Below are 23,170 nucleotides of genomic sequence, written 5' to 3' on the forward strand. Positions count from 1 at the left end.
TTATGTAATGTTTATTTTACTTTAATAACTTTCATTGAGTTACTTGTTCCTGCTTTGAATACTTCTTCTCCACAAGATGCAACTATTATATCTCCTGATTTAACAAGTCCTAATGCTAAAGCTTTTGCTTCTGCTAAAACATAAAACTCCTCTAAATTTTTCGCTGTTGTATCTAAACAAGGGATTACTCCTCTTGTTAATATCATTTGATTATATGTTTTTTCATTATTTGTTATTGCTAATATAAAAGCCTCTGGGAAATATCTTCTTAATGCAGTTGCTGATCTTCCTGATGCAGTTCCTGATACGATTAATTTAGCTCCTAATGCTTCTGCTACATCTACTGTTCCTCTAGCCATAGCTTCAGTTATATTTACTCCATCTTCATTTTCTATTTCAAAAGCTACTAATGGATCTGTTTTTTCAGCTATCTTTCTCATTACTGTTACAGCCTCAACTGGATATTTTCCTTTTGCTGTTTCTCCAGATAACATTATTGCATCTGTACCATCTAATATTGCATTAGTTACGTCTGTAGCTTCTGCTCTAGTTGGTCTTGGGTTTTTTATCATTGAATCTAGCATTTGTGTAGCTGTTATTACAACTTTCCCTGCTAAGTTACATTTTTCTATCATCATTTTTTGTGCAAACGGAACTTCTTCTACAGGAATTTCTACTCCTAAATCTCCTCTAGCTACCATTATACCGTCAGATAATTCTAAAATCTCATCAAAGTTGTCTAACCCCTCTTGATTTTCTATTTTAGAAATTATTTTTATTTTCTCTCCACCGTTAGCGTCTAATACTTCTCTAACAGCTCTTACATCATCAGCTTTTCTAATAAATGATGCAGCTACGAAATCTACGTTTTGCTCACATCCAAATTTTAAATCTCCAATATCTTTTGGTGATAAAGCTGGTAATTGAACTGAAACATTTGGTAAGTTTACACCTTTGTTTTCTCCTAAGTCTCCGTTATTTTTTACAATACATCTTACTTCGTTTCCAACAACTTCTTCAACTTCCATTTCAATTAATCCATCATCAATTAAAACTATGTTTCCTGCTTTTAAGTCATCAGTTAACCCTTTATATGTTACAGCAACTTTTGTAGAATCTCCAATTACTGTCTCATCAGTAGTTATAGTGAACTTTTGTCCAGCTACTAAAGAAACATCGTTTCCTCCTACTAATTTGATTGTTCTTATTTCTGGACCTTTAGTATCTAATAAAACAGCTCCATTAATTCCTGTGTTTGCAATTGCTTGTTTTAAATTAACTATTCTTTGTCCATGCTCTTCGTGACTTCCGTGAGAAAAGTTCATTCTCATAACATTCATTCCAGCTTCTAATAACTGTGATAATACCTCAACCGATTCTGTTTTTGGCCCTATTGTACATACTATTTTTGTTTTTTTCATAGTTCCCTCCTATAATGAGTTTTTAATCTATATTTTAATCTTTTACATCCCTACATTTTGTATTCAAATTCTATCTAATATACTAGTTAAAGTCAAGAAAGTTAAATATCTATTTTTTACCTTTTTTTGACTCTATTATTCCCACTTTTTTATAAGCTCTTTATTTTTAATTAGTTTTATAAAATATTTCTTATAGTTCTTCTTATTTTTTAAGACTTTTCCTTTTTATTTTCAATAAAAAAGTCCTAGTTTAACTAGGACTTTTTTTTAAACAAATAGTGGTACTAAAACTAGAGAAACTATACTCATTAATTTTATCAATATATTTAAAGATGGCCCTGAGGTATCTTTAAATGGATCTCCTACTGTATCACCAACTACTGCTGCCTTATGTCTTTCAGACCCTTTTCCATCGCCTTTATATCCTGCTTCAATCTGCTTTTTAGCGTTATCCCATGCTCCACCAGCATTAGCCATCATAATAGCCATTAAGATTCCTGTTACTAAAGCTCCTGCTAATAATCCACCTAATGCTTCTGGTGACCATAATCCTATTACTACCGGTGCTAAAACTGCTAATATACCCGGTAATAACATCTCTTTTAATGAAGAGTGTGTCGAAATTTCAACACATCTTTTATAATCTGGCTTTGTCTTTTTTTCCATAATTCCTGGAATCTCTCTAAATTGTCTTCTTACTTCTTCAACCATTTCCATAGCTGCTTTTCCTACCGCAGTCATTGTTAGAGCAGAGAATAGGAATGTTAACATTCCACCAATAAATATCCCAACTATTACATCTGGATTTATTATATCAAGAACGAAATCTTTTCCCGATAATTTTTGAATAGATTCTTTATAAGCAGCAAATAATGATAAAGCTGTTAACGCTGCTGATCCAATAGCAAATCCTTTTCCTACTGCTGCTGTTGAATTTCCTACTGCATCTAGTTTATCTGTACACTCTCTAACTTCATGAGGTAACTCAGCCATCTCCGCTATACCACCCGCATTATCTGCAACCGGTCCATAAGCATCAACTGCAACTACCATTCCAGTTGTTGAAAGCATTCCTACTGCCGCTATTGATATTCCGTATAATCCTGCAAACTTATATGCTACAATGATTGCTATTGATATTATTATCATTGGCGCAACTGTTGATTCCATTCCTACCGCTAATCCCTCAATTATTGTTGTTGCTGGACCTGTTTTTGCCGCATCCGAAATTCTATTTACTGCTTTTTTTCCAGTATCTGTATAAAGTCCTGTAAAATAAGCTATTACTAATCCTGCTACTAATCCTGCTACTATTGCCCAAAATATGCCCATTGGTAATTTTAAATATTTAATAACTCCAAAAGAGGCAATTATTGATAAAACTCCCGCTATTCTAGTTCCATTTTCTAGTTTATGATAAACTTCATCAGGATTTTCAGTTTTAACTGTTAAAGTTGCTAATATTGATGCTATAATCCCAAACGCCGATATCATAACTGGAGCTAATAAATACTCTTTTGTTTCCATTGCCGCACCAATAGCTAATGTTGCTATTATTGATCCAACATATGACTCGAATAAATCTGCTCCCATTCCCGCTACGTCTCCTACATTATCTCCTACATTATCAGCTATCGTTGCTGGATTTCTTGGATCATCCTCTGGTATTCCTGCCTCTACCTTTCCTACTAAATCTGCTCCAACGTCAGCAGCTTTAGTATAGATACCTCCTCCTACTCTTGCAAATAAAGCTATAGAAGAAGCTCCCATTCCAAATCCTGTTATTATACTTACATCCCAATCAAATACTAAAATTAATATTGTAAGACCTAACATTCCTAATCCTACAACTGAAAGTCCCATAACTGCTCCACCAGCAAAAGCTACATCTAAAGCTTTAGACAAGCCCCCTTCTTTTGCTGCAATTGATGTTCTTCCATTAGCTTTTGTTGCTATTCTCATACCGATGTTCCCTGCTAAAGCCGATGTTAATGCTCCTATCACAAAAGTTACTGCTACCATTGGAGATAAAAATACTCCTAGTAAGATTGCCACTGCTGCAACAAACCAAATTAAAATTTTATATTCCGCCGAAAGAAAAGCCATTGCACCTTCTCTAATTGCTTCCGTTATTTCAGCTACTCTCGGAATATTAATCTCATAACTTTGAACTTTCTTGGAGTAGAAAGATGCTGCGAATAGTGCTATAATACCACCGAAAATTCCCAAATAGATCATTCGTTCCACTTTTAAAACCTCCCAGTATGTTTAGTATGATTAAAGTATACGAGAAAGTTCAAGATATTTCAAGAAAAAACAAAGTTCTTTTTTTCTTTATTTTAATCTACTTTTTATTGAATTTTAAGTTTTCCGAAAGATAAATTTTGTCATTTTTATCAACTATTAAAACATCTAAATCAGGCGTACTATTAGCTTTTTCTAAAACTTTTTCAATAGGCATTAAAAAAAATGTTGTTGAATATAAGTCAGCTTCTAAAGAATTTTTATTCACAACTACTACCATTTTCTTATCTTCTACTGGATATTTTGTTTCTTTATCTAAAATATGATGATATCTTTTCCCATTTATTTCTACATAAGTTTGATAATCTCCTGAAACTCCCATACTTTGATTATTTAACTCAACAATTCCAAGAATTTCTGAAGGATTATTAGGATTTTGAATTCCTATTTTCCATGGAGTTCCATCTCCTTTAACACCAATAGCTTCTATACTCGATATAGCCGATATAAATCCACTCTCTACTCCAGCTTCTCTCAGTTTTTCACCAGCTTTTTTCACTGCATATCCTTTCAAAAAAGAACCTGTATCTATTTTTACTCCATCTTTATTTATAACAATCTCATTTCCAATTATCTCAATCTGAGAAAAATCAACATTAGCTGCTGCTTCTTCAAGTTCTTTTTTAGTCGGTACACTATCTCTTGGTGGAACTTCTTCTGAAAATCCCCAAACTGTCATCAAAGGTTCCATCGTTATATCATATTTACCACTTGATAACTCATAAGCTTTATTTACTTCATTTAAAAGAAGTATTCCTTCCGCATCAAAAGTTTCTTTTTTTAAAGTATTTAGATTATCTGTTAAACTTCCTTTTACTTTACTATTATATTTTGAATCGATTCTTTCTATCTCGACAAAAGCACTTTCTATAGACTGCTTAGCTTTTTTTTCATCATTTGAAAAAATAGAAATTTTAAAAAAAGTTCCAAATGCAAATCTTTCGTCATCTACTCTTTTAACTTTTTTTTCACAACCTAAAAGTAACAAAAAAAGCAAAAAGAGTAGAAAAATATTTCTACTCTTACTCATTTATTAAGTCCTCCGCTTGTTCACCGAAAGTTATTTTTCCATCGATAATCTCTCTAAAAGTCTTCTTTACAACAGTATCTTTCTTAGAAACTTTTGTAAGTACAGGTGCTCCTTTACCAATATCTCTTGCTCTTTTTCCAGCAGTTATTGTTAATGTATATTTATTAGGTATCTTCTCTAATAATTCATCATAAGTAATTACTTTTTTCATAAAATCCTCCTAGTTTTTAGAATTTATAATTTTTACTAACTCATCACATGATTTTTCAACAGTATAGTTAATAATTGTTATATCATAATCCTTTTCATATTCTAATTCTTTTATTGAATTTTTTAATCTAAGCTGTATAGTTTCTTCACTATCTGTTTTTCTTCCTCTTAGTCTTCTCTCTAAATCTTCCATTGTTGGTGTTTTGAAGAATATTAGGTGTGCATTTGGATAAGCTGCTTTTACCTGAAGCCCTCCTTGAACATCTATCTCAAGAATTACATTTTCACCTGATGCTAATCTTGATTCTACTTCAGATTTCAAAGTTCCATAGTAGTTAGTATGAACAGTTGCGTATTCTAAAAATTCATTATTTTCTATTTTGTTTTTAAACTCTTCCACTGATAGGAAATAATAATCTCTCCCGTGTAACTCTCCCTCTCTTGGAGCACGAGTTGTAGCTGAAGTTGCTAAATTGATACCTAGCTGTTTTCTAACTATTCTACATATTGTTGATTTTCCAGCACCACTTGGTCCTGATACAATAAATAGTTCACCCTTTTTCATTTCTATTCTCCTTTATTCTATATTTAGAGCTTGTTCTCTAATTTTTTCTATCTCATTTTTACATTCTACAATCAATTTTGAAATGTCATATAAATTACATTTCACACCTGAAGTATTTAACTCCCTAAAAATCTCTTGAAGAATAAAATCAATTTTTTTTCCTACACCTGCATTTGGAGAATCTAATTCTATTTTTAATTGAATAAGGTGACTCTCTAATCTAGAAACTTCCTCTGAAATATCAGATTTATCTGTAAATAAAAGAACTTCTCTCAAAAGAATTTCATCATTAAATTCTATATTACTTATTTTAGATAATCTTTCTAAAAGTTTTTCCTTATAGTTCATAACAATATTTTCTTTTAATTTCTTTATTTCATTTACATTATTTTCTATAATATTAATACATTGTAGAAAATAATCTTTCATTCTAGCGCCTTCTGCCTCTTTCATCTCCACAAAAGAATCTAATAGCAAGTGAAGATTTTTCACTATAAAATTTTCGTATTCTTTTTCATCTATCTCTAAATCATTTCTTCTAATGACATTTAAATTCTTAACTAATAAATCAAGTTTATTACTAAACTTTTCTTCATATTCATTTTCTATAGTATTTAAAACTTTCAAATAAGATGCTGTCATATTTTTATCATATTCAAATAAATTATCAACTTCTCTTTTATCTTGAAATTCAATTTTTAAATCTATACTTCCTCTCGTAACTCTAGAAGCAACCTCTGTTCTGATTTTATTTTCCAAAAAATTTAGCATATGAGGTGATTTTATTTTTAAATTTAAGTTTTTATTATTCACACTTTTTATCTCTAAGGATATAGCATACTTCTCATTTTCAAAATATTCTTTTGAATATCCTGTCATACTTCTCATAACATCAACCCCTCATAAATAAAATGCTAAAATAGGCGACAAAGTCGCCTATTTTATTAGTCCTCTATCTCAACTGGAACTATGTTTTTATAAGCTTTATATCCAGTTCCTGCTGGAATTTTCTTACCTATAATTACATTCTCTTTAAGTCCCTCTAAGTAGTCCTCTTTACCTTCTATTGCTGCATTTGAAAGTACTTTTGTAGTTTCTTGGAATGATGCCGCTGATATGAAACTTCCTGTATTAACAGCTGCTTTTGTAATACCTTGAATAACAGGTTCATATTTGATCTCTGCTTTTCCTTCAGCTCTTAATCTATTGTTTTCTAATTCAACAACTCTCTTCTCTACAACTTCATCTTCTAAGAATAATGAAGCTCCAGATTCTACTATTCTTACTTTCTTAAACATCTGTTTAACGATAATTTCTATATGTTTATCGTTTACAGTAACTCCTTGGTCTCTATATACTTGTTGTACAGATTCTAGTATAAACTGCTCTGCTGCAACTAGCCCTTTAATGTTAAGAACGTCAAATGGCGATATAGCTCCATCTGTTATTTTATCTCCAGCTTTAATTAACATTCCATCTGTTACAACTAAATGTTCTCCAACTGGTGCTAAGTATTCTTTAAAGTTTTCAGTATCAGAAGTAGATCTTATGATTATTACTCTCATACCTTTCTTCTTTCTTCCTGTTACTTCAACTTTTCCATCTATTTCTGATAGAATAGCTTTTCCTTTAGGGTTTCTAGCTTCAAATAGCTCTTGAATTCTTGGAAGACCTCCAGTGATGTCCTTCGTTCCTTCTCCCTCTTTTATAATTTTTGCTATAATTTGTCCTGTTCTTACTGACTCACCCTCTCTAACCATTAAGTATGCTCCAAATGGTATTGAGTAACTTTCTTTTGCAGTTCCATCCTCATCGAATATAACTACTCTTGGGTTTGAATCTCCAGATTCTACAGTCTTTATAGCCATATATTCTGTAACGTTATACTTTTCATCAAAGTTTTCTTTTACATATAACTCTCTATATTCAATTCTTCCATCTTGGTTTGCAATAATAGGGATATGGTATGGATCAAATGTTACTAAAACATCTCCTGGTTTTACTTCTTGACCTTCTTCAACTATTAAGATAGATCCTGAAGCAATCTCATAATCATAGTTTCCTATTAAAATTTTAGCTGATTGAGAAACTACAATTTTCTCTTGAGTCTCTTGATTTTCTAGAAGTTTTATATCCTTGAATACAACCTTTCCAGTATTTTCAGCTTTAATACTTGTTGCAGCAGCAGTAGCTGTCGCAACTCCTCCAGTATGGAATGTTCTCATTGTAAGCTGTGTACCAGGTTCTCCAATTGATTGAGCTGCTATAACTCCAACCGCTTCTCCTAGTAATATCTCTTTATGGTTAGCTAAATCCATTCCATAACATTTTTGACAAACTCCTTTTTCAAGGTCACATGTTAATGGAGATCTTATTTTTATTTTCTTGATTTCAAGTTCTGTAATTCTAGCGATTTGCTCTTTTGTAAACATCTCGTTTCTTCTAGCAATTACTTCTCCTTCATATACTACATCTTCAGCAGGTACTCTACCTATTAATCTTTCAGATAATTTTTCAATTACTTGTCCATCTGAAACTAGTTCTGCTACTTCAATTCCTTCGTGAGTTCCACAATCAATTGAATTTACAATAACTTCGTGTGATATATCAACTAATCTTCTTGTTAAATATCCTGAATCGGCAGTTCTTAACGCCGTATCAGCTAGACCTTTTCTAGCTCCGTGTGATGACATGAAAAACTCTAATACTGTTAGTCCTTCTCTAAAGTTCGCTTTAATTGGAACCTCGATGATTCTACCTTGTGTATCGGCCATGTTTCCTCTCATTGCCGCAAGCTGTCTCATCTGTGCAATCGATCCTCTGGCTCCAGAGTTCGCCATCATATAAACTGGGTTAAACTGATCTAGTCCACTCATCATTGCATCAGTTACTTTAGCTGTTGTTTCTGACCAAAGAGCTACAGTTTTTCTATATCTCTCTTCGTTTATGATTTTTCCAGCTTTATAATCTGCTTCAATTTCTGCAACTTTTTGATCCGCTTCTTCTAAGATTGATTTTTTAGTTTCTGGAATCTCTAAGTCCTCAATACCTACTGAAACTCCTGCAAATGTTGCGTAGTGATATCCAAAGTTTTTAATATCGTTTATTAACTCTGCAGTTTTTGTAAATCCGTGCATCTCATATAATTTACCAATAAGTTTTTTTAATTGAGATTTTCCGAATGTTACATCATATTGTTTATTTACTTCTGGTAACATCTCATTAAACATGATTCTACCAGCTGTAGTTTTAACCATTTCACCATTTATTCTAACATTTACGATAGCATGAGTATCTAGGATATCTCTATCATAAGCTGTTAAAACTTGCTCTTTATTAGAGAAAGATTTTCCTTCTCCTTTTGCTCCTGGTCTATCTTTTGTCATGTAGAAACATCCCATAACCATATCCTGAGATGGTACAGCTATTGGTTCTCCATTTGATGGAGATATTATGTTATTTGGAGCTAACATAAGAAGTTTTGCTTCCATTATAGCTTCTGGTGATAACATTAAGTGAACGGCCATTTGGTCTCCATCGAAGTCAGCGTTAAATGCTGAACATACTAACGGATGTAATCTTATTGCCTTTCCTTCTATTAATACTGGCTCGAAAGCTTGTATTGATAATCTATGTAGTGTTGGAGCTCTGTTTAATAAAACAGGGTGGTCTTGAATAACATCCTCAATTACATCCCAAACTTTATCATCAGCATCTTCAACTAATTTTTTTGCTGTTTTTATATTAGAAGCTAACTCTCTTTTTACTAATTCTCTCATTATGAAAGGTTTGTATAACTCAAGAGCCATCTTTTTAGGAATTCCACACTGGTGCATTTTTAAAGAAGGTCCTACAACGATAACCGATCTTGCAGAGTAATCTACTCTTTTTCCAAGTAGGTTTTGTCTAAATCTACCTTGCTTTCCTTTTAACATATCAGAAAGTGATTTTAACTCTCTGTTATTTTGAGCAACAACTGGCTTTCCTCTTCTTCCGTTATCAATTAGAGCGTCAACTGCTTCTTGAAGCATTCTTTTCTCATTTTTTACAACAATTTCTGGAGCTTTTATTTCTAAAAGTCTCTTCAATCTGTTGTTTCTGTTGATAACTCTTCTATATAAATCATTTAAGTCAGAAGTAGCAAATCTTCCACCATCTAATTGAACCATTGGTCTTAAATCAGCTGGAATTACTGGAACATTCTTTAAAATCATCCATTGAGGTAAGTTACCAGATGCTATAAAGTCTCTAGTTATCTTTAATCTTTTAACTAACTTCTTTCTCTTTTGTGCAGAATTTACATCTTCAAGTTCTTTTTCTAACTCTACTCTTAACTCTTCTAAATCTATCATCTCTAATAGTTTTAAAATAGCTTCTGCTCCCATTTTTGCTTCAAATTGCTTTCCGTACATTTGCTTATATAGCTTGTACTCTTTTTCAGTTATGATTTTACCAATTTTTAAAGTTGGCTCTTCACTAGCTGTTACTATGTATCTAGCAAAATATAAAACTGACTCTAACTCTTTTGGAGAAATTCCTAAAATAAGAGACATCTTATTTGGTGTTCCTTTAGAATACCAAATATGAGCTACTGGGGCAGCTAATGCTATATGCCCCATTCTTTCTCTTCTTACTTTAGACTTAGTTACTTCAACTCCACACTTCTCACAAACTAGTCCTTTGTATCTCATTCTTTTATATTTTCCACAAGAACATTCCCAATCTTTCGATGGTCCAAATATTCTTTCACAGAACAATCCATCCATCTCTGGATTTAATGTTCTATAGTTTATTGTTTCTGGTTTCGTAACTTCTCCGTACGACCACTCTTCTATCTTCTCTGGAGAAGCTAGTTTAATTCTAATCTTCTCAAAACTTTTAATTCCCATATTAAATACAAAGCCTCCTTAAATGAGATAAAGCTTTCATCTATCATCATATTCAATTTTACTTAAATTTAGTTTATTTGGTCAGATAAAGAAAACTCAACGATTGTTTCGTCTTTTCCTAACTCTTCGTTAACGTTAATTAACTCATTGTCAGAATCAAAAAGTTCTACATCTAATGCTAGTGCTTGGAACTCTTTTAATAAAACCTTAAATGACTCTGGTAAATCTGCCTCTGGCATTTCTTCACCTTTTACAATTGCTTCATAAGTTTTTGTTCTACCTGTTACATCGTCAGACTTAACTGTTAACATTTCTTGAAGGATATTTGAAGCTCCATAAGCCTCTAAAGCCCAAACCTCCATCTCTCCAAGTCTTTGTCCTCCGAACTGTGCTTTTCCTCCAAGAGGTTGCTGAGTTACTAGTGAGTAAGGACCAATTGCTCTTGCGTGCATCTTATCTTCAACAAGGTGATGAAGCTTTAACATATACATTCTTCCAACTGTTACTGGATTATCAAATTTATCTCCAGTTCTTCCATCAAATAAAGTAACTTTACCTTTTCTTGGATATCCAGCTTTTTCTAAATAATCTTTTACTTGTTCTTCTGTTGCACCATCAAATACTGGAGTTGATAAATAAGTTCCACCATTTAATTTACCCATTGCCATTCCTAAGTGAACCTCTAGAACCTGTCCGATGTTCATACGTGAAGGAACTCCAAGTGGATTGATTACAACGTCTAAGTGTGTACCATCTGCTAAGAATGGCATATCTTCTGCTGGTAATACTCTAGAAACAACACCTTTATTACCGTGTCTTCCTGACATTTTATCTCCAACAGTTATTTTTCTTTTTTCAGCAATAAATACTCTTATAGATCTATTTACTCCAGCTTTTAACTCGTCTCCATTTTCTCTTGATAATTCAAGAACTTCAACAACCGTTCCTTTCGATCCATGAGGCATTTTTAATGATGTATCTCTTACATCTCTTGCTTTTTCTCCGAAGATAGCTCTTAATAACTTCTCTTCTGCTGGTGGCTCTGATTCACCTTTAGGTGCTGTTTTTCCTACTAGGATATCTCCTGGTCCAACCTCTGATCCTACTACAATTATACCTCTTGAATCTAAGTTCTTTAATGCTTCTTCAGAAACATTTGGTATTTCTCTTGTAATCTCTTCGTCACCTAATTTAGTATTTCTAGCTTCTATTTCATATTCTTCTATATGGATAGATGTAAATACGTCATCTTTTCTTAATCTATCAGATATCAGAATCGCATCCTCGTAGTTATATCCTTCCCAAGGCATAAATGCCATTAGAATATTTCTTCCTAGAGCTAAATCTCCACCTTTTGTTGCAGGTCCATCAGCAATTACTTGTCCTAATTCTACTTCTTGTCCTAGGTCAACTAATGGTGTTTGATGTAAACACATTGCTTGGTTTGATCTTTCAAAGTTTAATAATCTATGTCTGTAAGATTTTCCTTCTGCATCTTCTATAATAATCTCTTTTGCATCTACGTATATAACTTTACCTTTTGCTTTAGCTGAGATTACTGCTCCTGAATCAACTGCAACTTTTCTTTCAAGTCCTGTTCCAATGAATGGAGCTTCTGTTCTTAATAATGGTACCGCTTGTCTTTGCATGTTCGATCCCATAAGTGCTCTGTTGGCGTCATCATGCTCAAGGAATGGTATTAATCCTGCTGAAACTGATACAACCTGTTTAGGTGATACATCTAAATAATGAACTTTTTCTCCTGAAATATTTACTATTTCATGTCCATATCTACATACAACATCTCCTAAAAGTTCTCCATTTTCACCAAGTTTAGTATCCGCTTGGGCTATGAATAATCCTTCTTCTTCATCTGCTGCTAAATAATGAATATCATCAAAATTAGCAACTCCATTTTCTACCTTAACATATGGAGTTTCTATAAATCCATATGAATTTACTTTAGCATATATAGCTAAAGATCCGATAAGTCCAATGTTTGGTCCCTCTGGAGTTTCTATAGGACAAATTCTTCCATAGTGAGAGTCGTGAACGTCTCTAACCTCGAATCCTGCTCTTTCTCTTGAAAGTCCTCCAGGTCCTAGTGCTGATATTCTTCTCTTATGAGTTAATTCAGCAAGTGGATTTGACTGGTCCATGAATTGTGATAATTGCCCTGATCCAAAGAAGTCTAATACTAAAGCATTTAACGGTCTAGTGTTTAATAATGATTGTGGAGTTAATGTTTCAACATCTTGAATTGTCATCTTCTCTTTTACCATTTTACCCATCTTAGAAAGTCCTGCTTTAATTTGCATTAATAATAACTCTCCAACACCTCTAACTCTTCTGTTAGATAGGTTATCAATGTCATCTGTATGTCCTTTTCCGTTGTTTAAACTAATTACATACTTTATTGTTGCAATTACATCCTCTTTAGTAAGTAAAATTTCATCTTCTGGAAGATTTAATTTTAATCTTTTATTCATTTTATATCTTCCAACAGGCTCTAAATCATATCTTTGAGGATTAAAGAACATCTGCTTTATTAAAGATCTAGCTGAATCAATAGTTACTAAGTCTCCAGGTCTTAATTTCTTAAATACCTCTGTTACAGCTTCCTCTTTTGTATCTCCAGTATCATTTACTATTGTATTTGCAAATACTTTATCTTCTGGTTTTACTTCCCAAACTAAAATATTTTCTATTTTTAGGTCTACTAAATCAAATATTACAGCTTCTGTAATTAGTTGTTTAGTTTCAAATAAAATCTCTCCAGTTTCTTCATTAAAAATATCCTCTTTAACAAAGCTTCCTTCAATTTTTGTTTTAAGAACACTAATTAGTTCCTCTTTATTTGAATATCTTGAATAGTATTCAGATAAATTAATTTCTTTTTCATCTAAAAACTCATCCATTATCTCTTCGTTTGTATCGAAGAAATCAACTGCTTTTAAAAATACAGTTGCTAAAACTTTTTTCTTTCTATCAATTTTTACACTTAAGAAGTCATTTTTATCAGTTTCAAACTCTAACCATGTTCCTTTATAAGGAATAATTTTTCCAGAGAACAGGTCTTTACCTGTTTGGATATTAACTTCTTTATTAAATGACACTCCAGGAGATCTATGTAACTGTGATACTACAACTCTCTCAGCACCATTTATTATAAATGTTCCTCTTTCAGTCATTAAAGGAACTTCTCCAAAATAAACAAGTGTTTCTTGGATTTCGTTTCCACTTTTCTTATTAGTAAGTCTTAATCTTACTTTTAAAGATGCAGAATAAGTCTTCCCTCTCTTCTTACACTCAAGCTCATCATTCAATGGAGCTTCCGCTTCATGTAACTCATAAGAAACATACTCTAATTTTATATCTCCATTTGAAGATTCAACAGGGAATATTTCTCTAAAAGCAGATTCAAGCCCCTTATCTTTTCTGTTAAGTGGAGCCTCCTTAGCTTGTAGAAAATCTTCATAGGAATCCAGTTGGAATTCTAAAAAATGAGGCATAGTTCCTCTTTCTTCGATTCTTCCAAAATTCAATCTTTCAACGAGTTTCCCCATCAATTCACACTCCTTACTATTTCATATAGTGATCAATACCTAATCTTTGGAAAATAAAAGCCTTTTATTTTCAAAAGATTAAGTATTAACTTACTTTTAATAGATTATTTAATAATTTTCATTATAATGAGTAAAAAGGCACCCATTAGAGTGCCTATTTTTTTTATTTAAGTATAACTAGTTGCTTATGCAACCTTGTAAGGGTTATTACTTAACCTCTACTGTAGCTCCAGCTTCAGTTAATTTAGCTTTTATAGCTTCAGCCTCTTCTTTAGAAGCTCCCTCTTTTAATGTTCCACCGTTATCTACTAATTCTTTAGCTTCTTTTAATCCTAATCCAGTAATTGCTCTTACCTCTTTGATTACAGCTATTTTGTTAGCTCCTGCAGCAGTTAAAACTACATCAAACTCAGTTTTCTCCTCTACAGCTGGTCCCTCAGCAGCAGCTACAGCTACTGGTGCAGCAGCAGTAACACCGAAGTGCTCCTCTAAAGCTGTTACTAATTCTCTTAACTCTAATACTGACATAGCTTCTAAATCAGCTATGAATTGCTCTTTATTGAATGCCATTATAAATCCTCCTTAAATTTTCCTAATTTTTCTTCTTTTTATTAAATCAATAATACTCTAAAATCAACAAGTGATTACTCAGCAGCTGCTTCTTTCTTCTCAGCGATTGCCACAGTTGCGTAAGCAAGTTTTCTAACTGGTCCAAGCATTCCGTTAAGAACCATAGAAAGAAGTTGCTCTCTAGATGGTAATTTAGCTAATGCTACTACCTCTGAAGCTTCTACTCTCTTACCAGTTAATACTCCACCTTTTATAGTGAATATAGTTTTCTTAGCTTTTGCGTTTGCTTTTGCTTGAGCCGCTTCTACATCGTAAACTACCTTTGCTGGAGTTACTGGATCAGCATATCCGAATGCAAATGCAGTAGTCCCCTCTAGTAAATCATCGAATTTATCAGCGATACCAGCCTCAGCTAGTGCTATCTTGAACAGTCTGTTCTTAGCAACTAAGTACTCAGCTCCGTTTTCTCTCATTTGTTTTCTTAATTCAGTCTCTTGATTAACTTTAAGACCTTGATAGTCAACTAAAACGATTGATTGAGCTTTAGAAATTTTTTCAACTAATTCAGCTACAAGTTCCTTTTTTAATTGAGTTGCCATTATTGATTCACCTCCTCTTTTACTCTAAAATTACCTCCGCTCCAAGGTAGGAACGGAGGTTCAAAATCTAACTATTGAGGTTAGTGAATACCTTCTTCCAACCTCGGTAGGATATTTAAGACTTGCGTCACCTACGGTCTTTGGTTTGGATCTATATTTAATTATTTATCCAACTTTTTAAGTTATAATTTTACAACTTTATAATTATAACATATAATTTAAATTTTTGCAAATTTTAATTAAGCATTTTTTGCAACTAAAACTGGATCCATTTTAACTCCTGGTCCCATTGTTAAAGAAACTGCTACAGTTCTTAAGTATTGACCTTTAGAAGCAGATGGCTTTAATCTTACAATCTCATTGATGAACGCTGTGAAGTTCTCTAATAAAGCTTCTTCAGAGAAATCTGCTTTACCGATTGGCGCATGGATTGATCCTAACTTGTCTACTCTAAATGCAAGTTTTCCTTTCTTGAACTCAGATACTGCCGTTGCGATATCTGGTGTAACTGTTCCTGACTTAGGGTTAGGCATTAAACCTTTAGTTCCTAAGATTCTTCCTAATCTTCCTAATTTAGGCATCATGTCTGGAGTTGCGATTACGATATCAAAGTCAAACCAACCTTGTTGAATTTTCTCGATATACTCTTCTGCTCCAGCATAATCTGCTCCAGCTTCTAAAGCTTTCTCTACATTAGCTCCTGAAGTGATTGCTAATATTTTAACTGTTTTTCCTGTTCCATTTGGAAGTACAACAGTACCTCTAACTTGTTGATCAGCATGTCTAGGATCTACTCCTAATCTTAATGCTATTTCAACTGTTTCTACGAAGTTAGCAGTTCTTGTCTTTCTTACAAGTTCTATAGCTTCTTTAACCTCGTATAGTCTTCCTTGCTCAACTAATTTAGCTATTTCTAGGTATTTTTTACCTCTTTTATTTGCCATTGAAAATTTCCTCCTCCTGTGGTTAAACGGATGTTTACATCCTACCACTTAATATCACATAAATAAGAATTGACTTCTAATTAGTCCTCTATTTTGATTCCCATTGATCTTGCTGATCCAGCTATGATATTCATAGCAGCTTCTACTGATCCAGCATTTAAATCTGGCATCTTAGTTTCAGCGATTTCTCTTAATTTAGCTGTGTTTATAGTTCCAGCTACTTCTTTTTTAGAGTTTTGAGCTCCTGATTTAACTCCTGCAGCTTTCTTTAATAAGTCAGATGCTGGTGGAGTTTTTAAGATAAATGTGAAAGATCTGTCGTTATAAACAGAGATCTCAACTGGGATGATCCATCCTGCTTTATCTTGAGTTTTTGCATTGAACGCCTTACAGAATTCCATAATGTTAACTCCGTGTTGTCCTAATGCTGGTCCTACTGGTGGAGCAGGGTTAGCTTTTCCAGCAGGTAATTGTAGTTTTATTAATCCGATTACTTCTTTTGCCATTGTTTAAATTACACCTCCATAAAATTGTGGTATTGATCTTACGATCTCCCACTGGCTTAAATTTATTTAATTAAGCCTTCTCTACACTGTTAAGATCAACTTCAATAGGAGTCATTCTTCCAAACATCTCCATCATTACCTTAACTTTTCTATGTTCCATATCGATTTCTGCAACTTTTCCTTCTTGGTTTTCAAAACCTTCAGATAGAAGTCTTACATAATCTCCTACTTCGTAGTCAACTTTTATAACTTCTTTTATTGCTTTCTCATCCTCATCATTTTTGTATCCTATAACAGAGAAGATATTTTCTACTTCGTCATCTTCCATTGGAATTGGATCAGATCCTACACCAACGAATCCTGTTACACCATTAGTATTTCTAACAACATACCAAGCATCAGAGTCTACTCTAAAGTTGATTCCATCTCCACTTTCCTCTCTAGTAGCTTCCATTTCTAGCATAACATACCCAGGAAATAATTTTCTTGAAATAACTTTTTTCTTTCCTCTTCTCTCTTCGATAGTTTCCTCTTCAGGAACTAAAACTTTAGTTACTATATTAGATAATCCTAAAGTTTCTATCTTTTGTTCTAAGTCTGTTTTAACTTTTTTCTCATACCCCGAATAAGTATGAATCATAAACCATTTTTTCACTAAGCTTTTTTCCATTTTATCCTCCAAAGAGAGATACAAGCATCTTTAAAAGTCTTGAAGCAATTATATCGAAAACTCCTAAGTATATTCCTAAAAATATACTCATAGCAACAACCCAACTAGTTGCTGCAACAATCTCTTTTCTTCTAGGCCATTGAACCTTAGAATACTCTCTTCTTACATCATTAATTAGTCCCATTTTGCACCACCAGTAATTTTAATTTATAAAAAAAATGGCAGGTCAAGAGGGAATCGAACCCCCAACCCTCGGTTTTGGAGACCGATGCTCTGCCAATTGAGCCATTGACCTGCATGTTGTTGCAAATGTTTTACTTTAAATAATTAATCAAGAAGCACGTAGGCTTCTTAGACTAAGAATTATTTTTTAGTTTCTTTATGTAATGTTACTTTTTTGTCCCATTTACAGTATTTATTTAATTCTAATCTTTCAGTAGTGTTCTTCTTATTCTTTGAAGTACTGTAGTTTCTTCTTTTACACTCTGTACACTCTAATTGAATATTTACTCTCACTCTTTACACCTCCACTCATCTAACGGATATCACAAATCCTCCCATACCTCATAGCTTATTGTATGGTAAACAAGAGTTTCCTTATTTATTGCTTTCTTTTTAAGACATAGATGATAATACCACTTTTTTCCGTTTTTGTCAACAGTTTTTTCTTTACTCCAAAATAAAAAAAGATTGGCAACTTCCTATCCTCCCAGGGGGCTGCCCCCCAAGTACTTTCAGCGTTTATGGGCTTAACTTCCAGGTTCGAAATGTTACTGGGTGTACCTCCATAGCTATCGTTGCCAATCAATATTTATTTGTGTTCTTGAACACTTGAAACTATATAGTAGTATATTAAGGTTAAAACTTCGATATATTAGTATTGGTCAGCTAAAAGTCTCACAACTCTTACACCCCCAACCTATCAACCTCCTAGTCTCGAAGGTATCTTAAAGAGTACTTATCTTGAAGTCAGTTTCCCGCTTAGATGCTTTCAGCGGTTATCTGTTCCAAACGTGACTACCCAGCTGTGCCACTGGCGTGACAACTGGTACATCAGAGGTTTGTCCATCCCGGTCCTCTCGTACTAAGGACAGATCTTCTCAATACTCTAACGCCTACAGTGGATAGGGACCGAACTGTCTCACGACGTTCTGAACCCAGCTCACGTACCGCTTTAATGGGCGAACAGCCCAACCCTTGGGACCTTCTCCAGCCCCAGGATGCGATGAGCCGACATCGAGGTGCCAAACTCTACCGTCGATATGGACTCTCGGGTAGAATCAGCCTGTTATCCCCAGGGTAGCTTTTATCCGTTGAGCGACGACCCTTCCATTCGGAATCGCCGGATCACTATGTCCTGCTTTCGCACCTGCTCGACCCGTCAGTCTCGCAGTTAAGCTCTCTTATGCCATTGCACTCTGCGGTTGATTTCCATCCAACCTGAGAGAACCTTTGAACGCCTCCGTTACTCTTTCGGAGGCGACCGCCCCAGTCAAACTGCCCACCTAGCACTGTCTTCGAGGGTACAAACCTCAAATTAGAATTCCGACATAGTATGGTTGGTATTCCACCAGTGACTCCGCGTAATCTAGCGACCACGCATCATAGTCTCCCAACTATCCTATACATACGATGCCAAAACCCAATACCAAGCTACAGTAAAGCTCCATGGGGTCTTTCCGTCCTACTGCAGGTAACCGGTATCTTCACCGGTAATACAATTTCACCAGGCCTCCCGTCAAGACAGCTCTCAGATCGTTACACCATTCGTGCAGGTCGGAACTTACCCGACAAGGAATTTCGCTACCTTAGGACCGTTATAGTTACGGCCGCCGTTCACCGGGGCTTCAATTCGGAGCTCTCACTCCTCCTCTTAACCTTCCGGCACTGGGCAGGTGTCAGCCCATATACGTCGCCTTACAGCTTAGCATAGACCTGTGTTTTTGTTAAACAGTCGCCTGAGACTCTTCACTGCGGCCTCTCATAGCTTTGCGTCGCGTGTACGCTCACCATAAAAGGCACCCCTTCTCCCGAAGTTACGGGGCTATTTTGCAGAGTTCCTTAACGAGAGTTAGCCTGTCCGCCTTAGATTTCTCATCCTGACCACCTGTGTCGGTTTGGGGTACGGGCACTAATATCTTTAAAACGCTTAGAAGCTTTTCTCGGCAGTGTGGTATTTGCACCTTCCATCTTACGACTCCTCATCACACCTCACGTTTAGTCTAGCGGATTTTCCTACTAGACCACGCTACATGCTTGAACTGGCACTTCCGTTCGCCAGCGTGCATAACCTCCTGCGTCCCTCCATCACTTGATATCAGTGGCACAGAAATATTAATCTGTTTTCCATTCGCCTACGCAATCTAGCCTCGGCTTAGGACCCGGCTTACCCAGGGGAGACAAACTTTACCCTGGAACCCTTGGTCTTCCGGCGTGGGGGATTCTCGCCCCCATTCTCGCTACTTATTCCTGCATTCTCACTTCTGATACCTCCAGAGTTTCTTGTCGATTCTCCTTCAACGGCCTACAGAACGCTCTCCTACCAGTCGCTTACGCAACTCCACAGCTTCGGTTTATAACTTAGCCCCGTTACATTGTCGGCGCAGAGACTCTCGACCAGTGAGCTATTACGCACTCTTTAAAGGTATGGCTGCTTCTAAGCCAACCTCCTGGTTGTTTGTGAATCTCCACCTCCTTTCCCACTTAGTTATAATTAGGGACCTTAGCTGGTGGTCTGGGTTGTTTCCCTTTTGACCATGGAAGTTAATTCCCATAGTCTCACTCCTGAGCTCTAGAATTATGGTATTCGGAGTTTGATTGACTTCGGTAAGCAGTATGCCCCCTAGGTCATTCAGTGCTCTACCCCCATAATTGAACACTCAAGGCTGCACCTAAATGCATTTCGGAGAGAACGAGCTATCTCCTGGTTCGATTGGCTTTTCACCCCTAAACCTACCTCATCTCCCAACTTTTCAACGGCGGTGAGTTCGGGCCTCCACTGTGTCTTACCACAGCTTCACCCTGGACAGGCTTAGATCACCAGGTTTCGCGTCTACGCCCAGCGACTATGTCGCCCTATTCAGACTCGGTTTCCCTTCGGCTCCGTTAAACTTAACCTTGCCACTGAACGTAACTCGCAGGATCATTCTCCAAAAGGCACGCCATCACCCCAAAGGGCTCTGACCGCTTGTAAGCACACGATTTCAGGTTCTATTTCACTCCCCTCCCGGGGTTCTTTTCACCTTTCCCTCACGGTACTATGCGCTATCGGTAAGTAAGAGTATTTAGCCTTACGAGATATGGTCCTCGCAGATTCACACAGAATTCCTCGTGTTCCGTGCTACTTGGGAGAGATCATACATTTGATACGGTTTACCTGTACGAGGCTTTCACTCTCTACGGCAGGCCTTTCCAGACCTTTCCAGTTCGGCGTATCATAATGTCGAATACCTTGCAGTTCTTCAGACGATCTTCCCGCTACCCCGTAGATGCAACGGCTGCATCCTTGGCACATCTACGGTTTGGGCTCACCCCCGTTCGCTCGCCGCTACTTAGGGGATCGTTTTTACTTTCTTTTCCTCGCGTTACTTAGATGTTTCAGTTCACGCGGTTCCCTCTTTCGTGCTAAGACTCCATCTTAGCAGATTTCTCCATTCGGAAATCTTGGCATCACAGTTCGATTGCAACTCCACCAAGCTTATCGCAGCTTACCACGTCCTTCATCGGCTCTTACTTCCTAGGCATCCTTCGTGTGCCCTTAATATTTTAACCTTGTAATATAATTCATATTATTTAGACAGACTAACTACTCAATTTAAGATTGACTTAAAAATGAATTGTTAGTTAATTTAGAATATTTTCTCAATATCTACTATATAGTTTCCAATGTCCAAGTTTGATAGTAAAGAACACTATCAATCGAATAGAGAAAAAGTTAGTCTCCTTAGAAAGGAGGTGATCCATCCGCACGTTCCCGTACGGATACCTTGTTACGACTTCACCCCAATCGCTAATCACACCTTAGGAACATCCCTCCTTACGGTTAGGCCTGCTACTTCAGGTGCAACCAACTCTCGTGGTGTGACGGGCGGTGTGTACAAGACCCGAGAACGTATTCACCGCAACATGCTGATTTGCGATTACTAGCGATTCCAACTTCATGTACTCGAGTTGCAGAGTACAATCCGAACTAAGAACAGCTTTAAGAGATTAGCTCACCCTCGCGGGTTGGCAACTCTCTGTACTGCCCATTGTAGCACGTGTGTAGCCCAGCGTATAAGGGGCATGATGACTTGACGTCATCCCCACCTTCCTCCTGCTCATCGCAGGCAGTATCGCATGAGTGCTCAACTTAATGGTAGCAACATACAATAGGGGTTGCGCTCGTTGCGGGACTTAACCCAACATCTCACGACACGAGCTGACGACAGCCATGCACCACCTGTCACTAAGTTCCGGCAAGCCGGCACGAATCCATCTCTGGAAACTTCTTAGGATGTCAAACGCTGGTAAGGTTTCTCGCGTTGCGTCGAATTAAACCACATGCTCCACCGCTTGTGCGGGTCCCCGTCAATTCCTTTGAGTTTCACACTTGCGTGCGTACTCCCCAGGCGGATCACTTATCGCGTTAGCTTGGGCGCTGAGGTTCGACCCCCAACACCTAGTGATCATCGTTTACGGCGTGGACTACCAGGGTATCTAATCCTGTTTGCTCCCCACGCTTTCGCGCTTTAGCGTCAGTATCTGTCCAGTGAGCTGACTTCTCCATCGGCATTCCTACAAATATCTACGAATTTCACCTCTACACTTGTAGTTCCGCCCACCTCTCCAGTACTCTAGAAAAACAGTTTCCAACGCAATACGGAGTTGAGCCCCGCATTTTAACATCAGACTTATTTTTCCGCCTAGACGCGCTTTACGCCCAATAAATCCGGATAACGCTTGCGACATACGTATTACCGCGGCTGCTGGCACGTATTTAGCCGTCGCTTCTTCTGTTGGTACCGTCACTTTCTTCTTCCCAACTGAAAGCACTTTACAATCCGAAGACCTTCATCGTGCACACAGAATTGCTGGATCAGGCTTGTGGCCCATTGTCCAATATTCCCCACTGCTGCCTCCCGTAGGAGTAAGGGCCGTGTCTCAGTCCCCTTGTGGCCGTTCACCCTCTCAGGCCGGCTATCCATCGTCGCCTTGGTGGGCCGTTACCCCACCAACTAGCTAATGGAACGCAAGGCTCTCTCTTGGCGCATATAGCTTTCATAAGTTTCCCATGCGAGAATCTCATAATATCCGGTATTAGCTGTCGTTTCCAACAGTTGTCCCAGACCAAGAGGCAAGTTCCTTACGCGTTACTCACCCGTCCGCCATCCTCAATACCCGAAGGTAAATCGAATCGACTTGCATGTGTTAAGCATTCTGTCAGCGTTCATCCTGAGCCAGGATCAAACTCTTCATTCAAATATATTTAAAGTCCTAAGACTTACGTTTACACCATTTATTGGTTTGCCATTTCTGGCATTTTGTTATTTTCATAACTTCTGACTATTTTCTCTATTCGGTTGTTAATGTCCTTTAGTTTTCGTTCGTCTGTGGTGTTTCCCACTGACATATATAATCATACCACAACGATTAAAGTTTGTCAATAAAGTTTTTTTATTTATTTTTAAATATTATGTTGTTTTTTATCATTAACCATTGTTTTCATTGAGTTTGTTTGTTAAAAAAATATTTTTTCATATAAAAAATTGTTGTTTTTACAAAAAATAAAAAAGATTGGCAACTTCCTATCCTCCCAGGGGGCTGCCCCCCAAGTACTTTCAGCGTTTATGGGCTTAACTTCCAGGTTCGAAATGTTACTGGGTGTACCTCCATAGCTATCGTTGCCAATCAATAT

General features: G+C 36.2%; 15 protein-coding genes, 1 tRNA gene, 4 rRNA genes and 1 other annotated feature. All 20 genes read right to left on the bottom strand.

From position 1 onward, the window contains the following. Positions 1 to 11 precede the first annotated feature (11 nt). The gene (gene pykF / locus MKD34_RS08490; protein WP_240219040.1) at positions 12 to 1,421 is read right to left on the bottom strand and encodes a pyruvate kinase PykF; all 1,410 of its coding nucleotides are present in this window, start codon (positions 1,419 to 1,421) and stop codon (positions 12 to 14) included. Between the two features lie 267 nt (positions 1,422 to 1,688). Further along, entirely contained in the window at positions 1,689 to 3,659 is a 1,971-nt protein-coding gene (locus MKD34_RS08495; protein WP_240220105.1) for a sodium-translocating pyrophosphatase, read from the bottom strand. A 106-nt stretch (positions 3,660 to 3,765) separates the two neighbouring features. Beyond that, positions 3,766 to 4,755, bottom strand: coding sequence for an FAD:protein FMN transferase (locus tag MKD34_RS08500; protein ID WP_240219041.1), 990 nt, complete (start codon positions 4,753 to 4,755; stop codon positions 3,766 to 3,768). Continuing rightward, positions 4,748 to 4,966, bottom strand: a complete 219-nt coding sequence (gene rpoZ, locus MKD34_RS08505; RefSeq protein WP_023051515.1) for a DNA-directed RNA polymerase subunit omega — start codon at positions 4,964 to 4,966, stop codon at positions 4,748 to 4,750. Before rpoZ ends, MKD34_RS08500 begins: the two co-directional genes overlap by 8 nt. A gap of 9 nt (positions 4,967 to 4,975) precedes the next feature. Beyond that, complete coding sequence (gene gmk / locus MKD34_RS08510) at positions 4,976 to 5,530, bottom strand: guanylate kinase (RefSeq protein WP_023051516.1); 555 nt, start codon at positions 5,528 to 5,530, stop codon at positions 4,976 to 4,978. A 12-nt stretch (positions 5,531 to 5,542) separates the two neighbouring features. Then, entirely contained in the window at positions 5,543 to 6,418 is an 876-nt protein-coding gene (locus MKD34_RS08515) for a YicC/YloC family endoribonuclease (protein ID WP_240219042.1), read from the bottom strand. Positions 6,419 to 6,474: 56 nt separating this feature from the next. Next, entirely contained in the window at positions 6,475 to 10,419 is a 3,945-nt protein-coding gene (gene rpoC / locus MKD34_RS08520) for a DNA-directed RNA polymerase subunit beta' (RefSeq protein ID WP_240219043.1), read from the bottom strand. A gap of 68 nt (positions 10,420 to 10,487) precedes the next feature. Beyond that, entirely contained in the window at positions 10,488 to 13,985 is a 3,498-nt protein-coding gene (rpoB, locus tag MKD34_RS08525) for a DNA-directed RNA polymerase subunit beta (protein ID WP_023051519.1), read from the bottom strand. 207 nt (positions 13,986 to 14,192) lie between these two features. Then, positions 14,193 to 14,555 carry a 50S ribosomal protein L7/L12 gene (rplL, locus tag MKD34_RS08530; protein WP_023051520.1) on the bottom strand — a complete coding sequence of 121 codons (363 nt, stop codon included), beginning with the start codon at positions 14,553 to 14,555 and terminating at the stop codon, positions 14,193 to 14,195. A gap of 74 nt (positions 14,556 to 14,629) precedes the next feature. After that, a complete protein-coding gene (gene rplJ, locus MKD34_RS08535; RefSeq protein ID WP_023051521.1) occupies positions 14,630 to 15,154 on the bottom strand; it encodes a 50S ribosomal protein L10 in 525 nt (174 codons plus the stop codon). Positions 15,155 to 15,172: 18 nt separating this feature from the next. Further along, positions 15,173 to 15,316 (bottom strand) — a sequence feature (ribosomal protein L10 leader region). 77 nt (positions 15,317 to 15,393) lie between these two features. Then, entirely contained in the window at positions 15,394 to 16,098 is a 705-nt protein-coding gene (gene rplA, locus MKD34_RS08540) for a 50S ribosomal protein L1 (protein WP_240219044.1), read from the bottom strand. Positions 16,099 to 16,178: 80 nt separating this feature from the next. Further along, positions 16,179 to 16,604 carry a 50S ribosomal protein L11 gene (gene rplK, locus MKD34_RS08545; protein WP_023051523.1) on the bottom strand — a complete coding sequence of 142 codons (426 nt, stop codon included), beginning with the start codon at positions 16,602 to 16,604 and terminating at the stop codon, positions 16,179 to 16,181. Between the two features lie 70 nt (positions 16,605 to 16,674). Continuing rightward, on the bottom strand, positions 16,675 to 17,274 hold the full coding sequence (gene nusG, locus MKD34_RS08550) for a transcription termination/antitermination protein NusG (protein ID WP_240219045.1): 600 nt from the start codon (positions 17,272 to 17,274) through the stop codon (positions 16,675 to 16,677). A gap of 1 nt (position 17,275) precedes the next feature. Continuing rightward, positions 17,276 to 17,458, bottom strand: a complete 183-nt coding sequence (secE, locus tag MKD34_RS08555) for a preprotein translocase subunit SecE (RefSeq protein WP_023051525.1) — start codon at positions 17,456 to 17,458, stop codon at positions 17,276 to 17,278. Positions 17,459 to 17,493: 35 nt separating this feature from the next. After that, positions 17,494 to 17,569 (bottom strand) — tRNA-Trp (locus tag MKD34_RS08560). Positions 17,570 to 17,637: 68 nt separating this feature from the next. Then, positions 17,638 to 17,790: a 50S ribosomal protein L33 gene (rpmG, locus tag MKD34_RS08565; protein WP_023051526.1), complete on the bottom strand. Its 153-nt coding sequence runs from the start codon at positions 17,788 to 17,790 to the stop codon at positions 17,638 to 17,640. A 172-nt stretch (positions 17,791 to 17,962) separates the two neighbouring features. Then, positions 17,963 to 18,079, bottom strand: a 5S ribosomal RNA gene (gene rrf / locus MKD34_RS08570). A gap of 49 nt (positions 18,080 to 18,128) precedes the next feature. Beyond that, a 23S ribosomal RNA gene (locus MKD34_RS08575) occupies positions 18,129 to 21,045 on the bottom strand. Between the two features lie 176 nt (positions 21,046 to 21,221). Further along, positions 21,222 to 22,734 (bottom strand): 16S ribosomal RNA (locus MKD34_RS08580). 313 nt (positions 22,735 to 23,047) lie between these two features. Next, positions 23,048 to 23,164: ribosomal RNA gene (gene rrf, locus MKD34_RS08585) — 5S ribosomal RNA — on the bottom strand. The 16S, 23S and 5S rRNA genes sit together here, the layout of an rRNA operon. Positions 23,165 to 23,170: the final 6 nt, after the last annotated feature.

It is taken from the genome of Cetobacterium somerae (genome assembly GCF_022430525.1).
GTDB lineage: Bacteria > Fusobacteriota > Fusobacteriia > Fusobacteriales > Fusobacteriaceae > Cetobacterium_A.

Coding starts and splice junctions, on each gene's coding strand:
- secE (WP_023051525.1), bottom strand. CDS start 17,458: ATGGGACTAATTAATGATGTAAGAAGAGAGTATTCTAAGGTTCAATGG.
- MKD34_RS08500 (WP_240219041.1), bottom strand. CDS start 4,755: ATGAGTAAGAGTAGAAATATTTTTCTACTCTTTTTGCTTTTTTTGTTA.
- gmk (WP_023051516.1), bottom strand. CDS start 5,530: ATGAAAAAGGGTGAACTATTTATTGTATCAGGACCAAGTGGTGCTGGA.
- pykF (WP_240219040.1), bottom strand. CDS start 1,421: ATGAAAAAAACAAAAATAGTATGTACAATAGGGCCAAAAACAGAATCG.
- rplA (WP_240219044.1), bottom strand. CDS start 16,098: ATGGCAAATAAAAGAGGTAAAAAATACCTAGAAATAGCTAAATTAGTT.
- rplL (WP_023051520.1), bottom strand. CDS start 14,555: ATGGCATTCAATAAAGAGCAATTCATAGCTGATTTAGAAGCTATGTCA.
- rpoZ (WP_023051515.1), bottom strand. CDS start 4,966: ATGAAAAAAGTAATTACTTATGATGAATTATTAGAGAAGATACCTAAT.
- nusG (WP_240219045.1), bottom strand. CDS start 17,274: ATGGAAAAAAGCTTAGTGAAAAAATGGTTTATGATTCATACTTATTCG.
- rpoC (WP_240219043.1), bottom strand. CDS start 10,419: ATGGGAATTAAAAGTTTTGAGAAGATTAGAATTAAACTAGCTTCTCCA.
- rplK (WP_023051523.1), bottom strand. CDS start 16,604: ATGGCAAAAGAAGTAATCGGATTAATAAAACTACAATTACCTGCTGGA.
- MKD34_RS08495 (WP_240220105.1), bottom strand. CDS start 3,659: ATGATCTATTTGGGAATTTTCGGTGGTATTATAGCACTATTCGCAGCA.
- rplJ (WP_023051521.1), bottom strand. CDS start 15,154: ATGGCAACTCAATTAAAAAAGGAACTTGTAGCTGAATTAGTTGAAAAA.
- MKD34_RS08515 (WP_240219042.1), bottom strand. CDS start 6,418: ATGAGAAGTATGACAGGATATTCAAAAGAATATTTTGAAAATGAGAAG.
- rpoB (WP_023051519.1), bottom strand. CDS start 13,985: ATGGGGAAACTCGTTGAAAGATTGAATTTTGGAAGAATCGAAGAAAGA.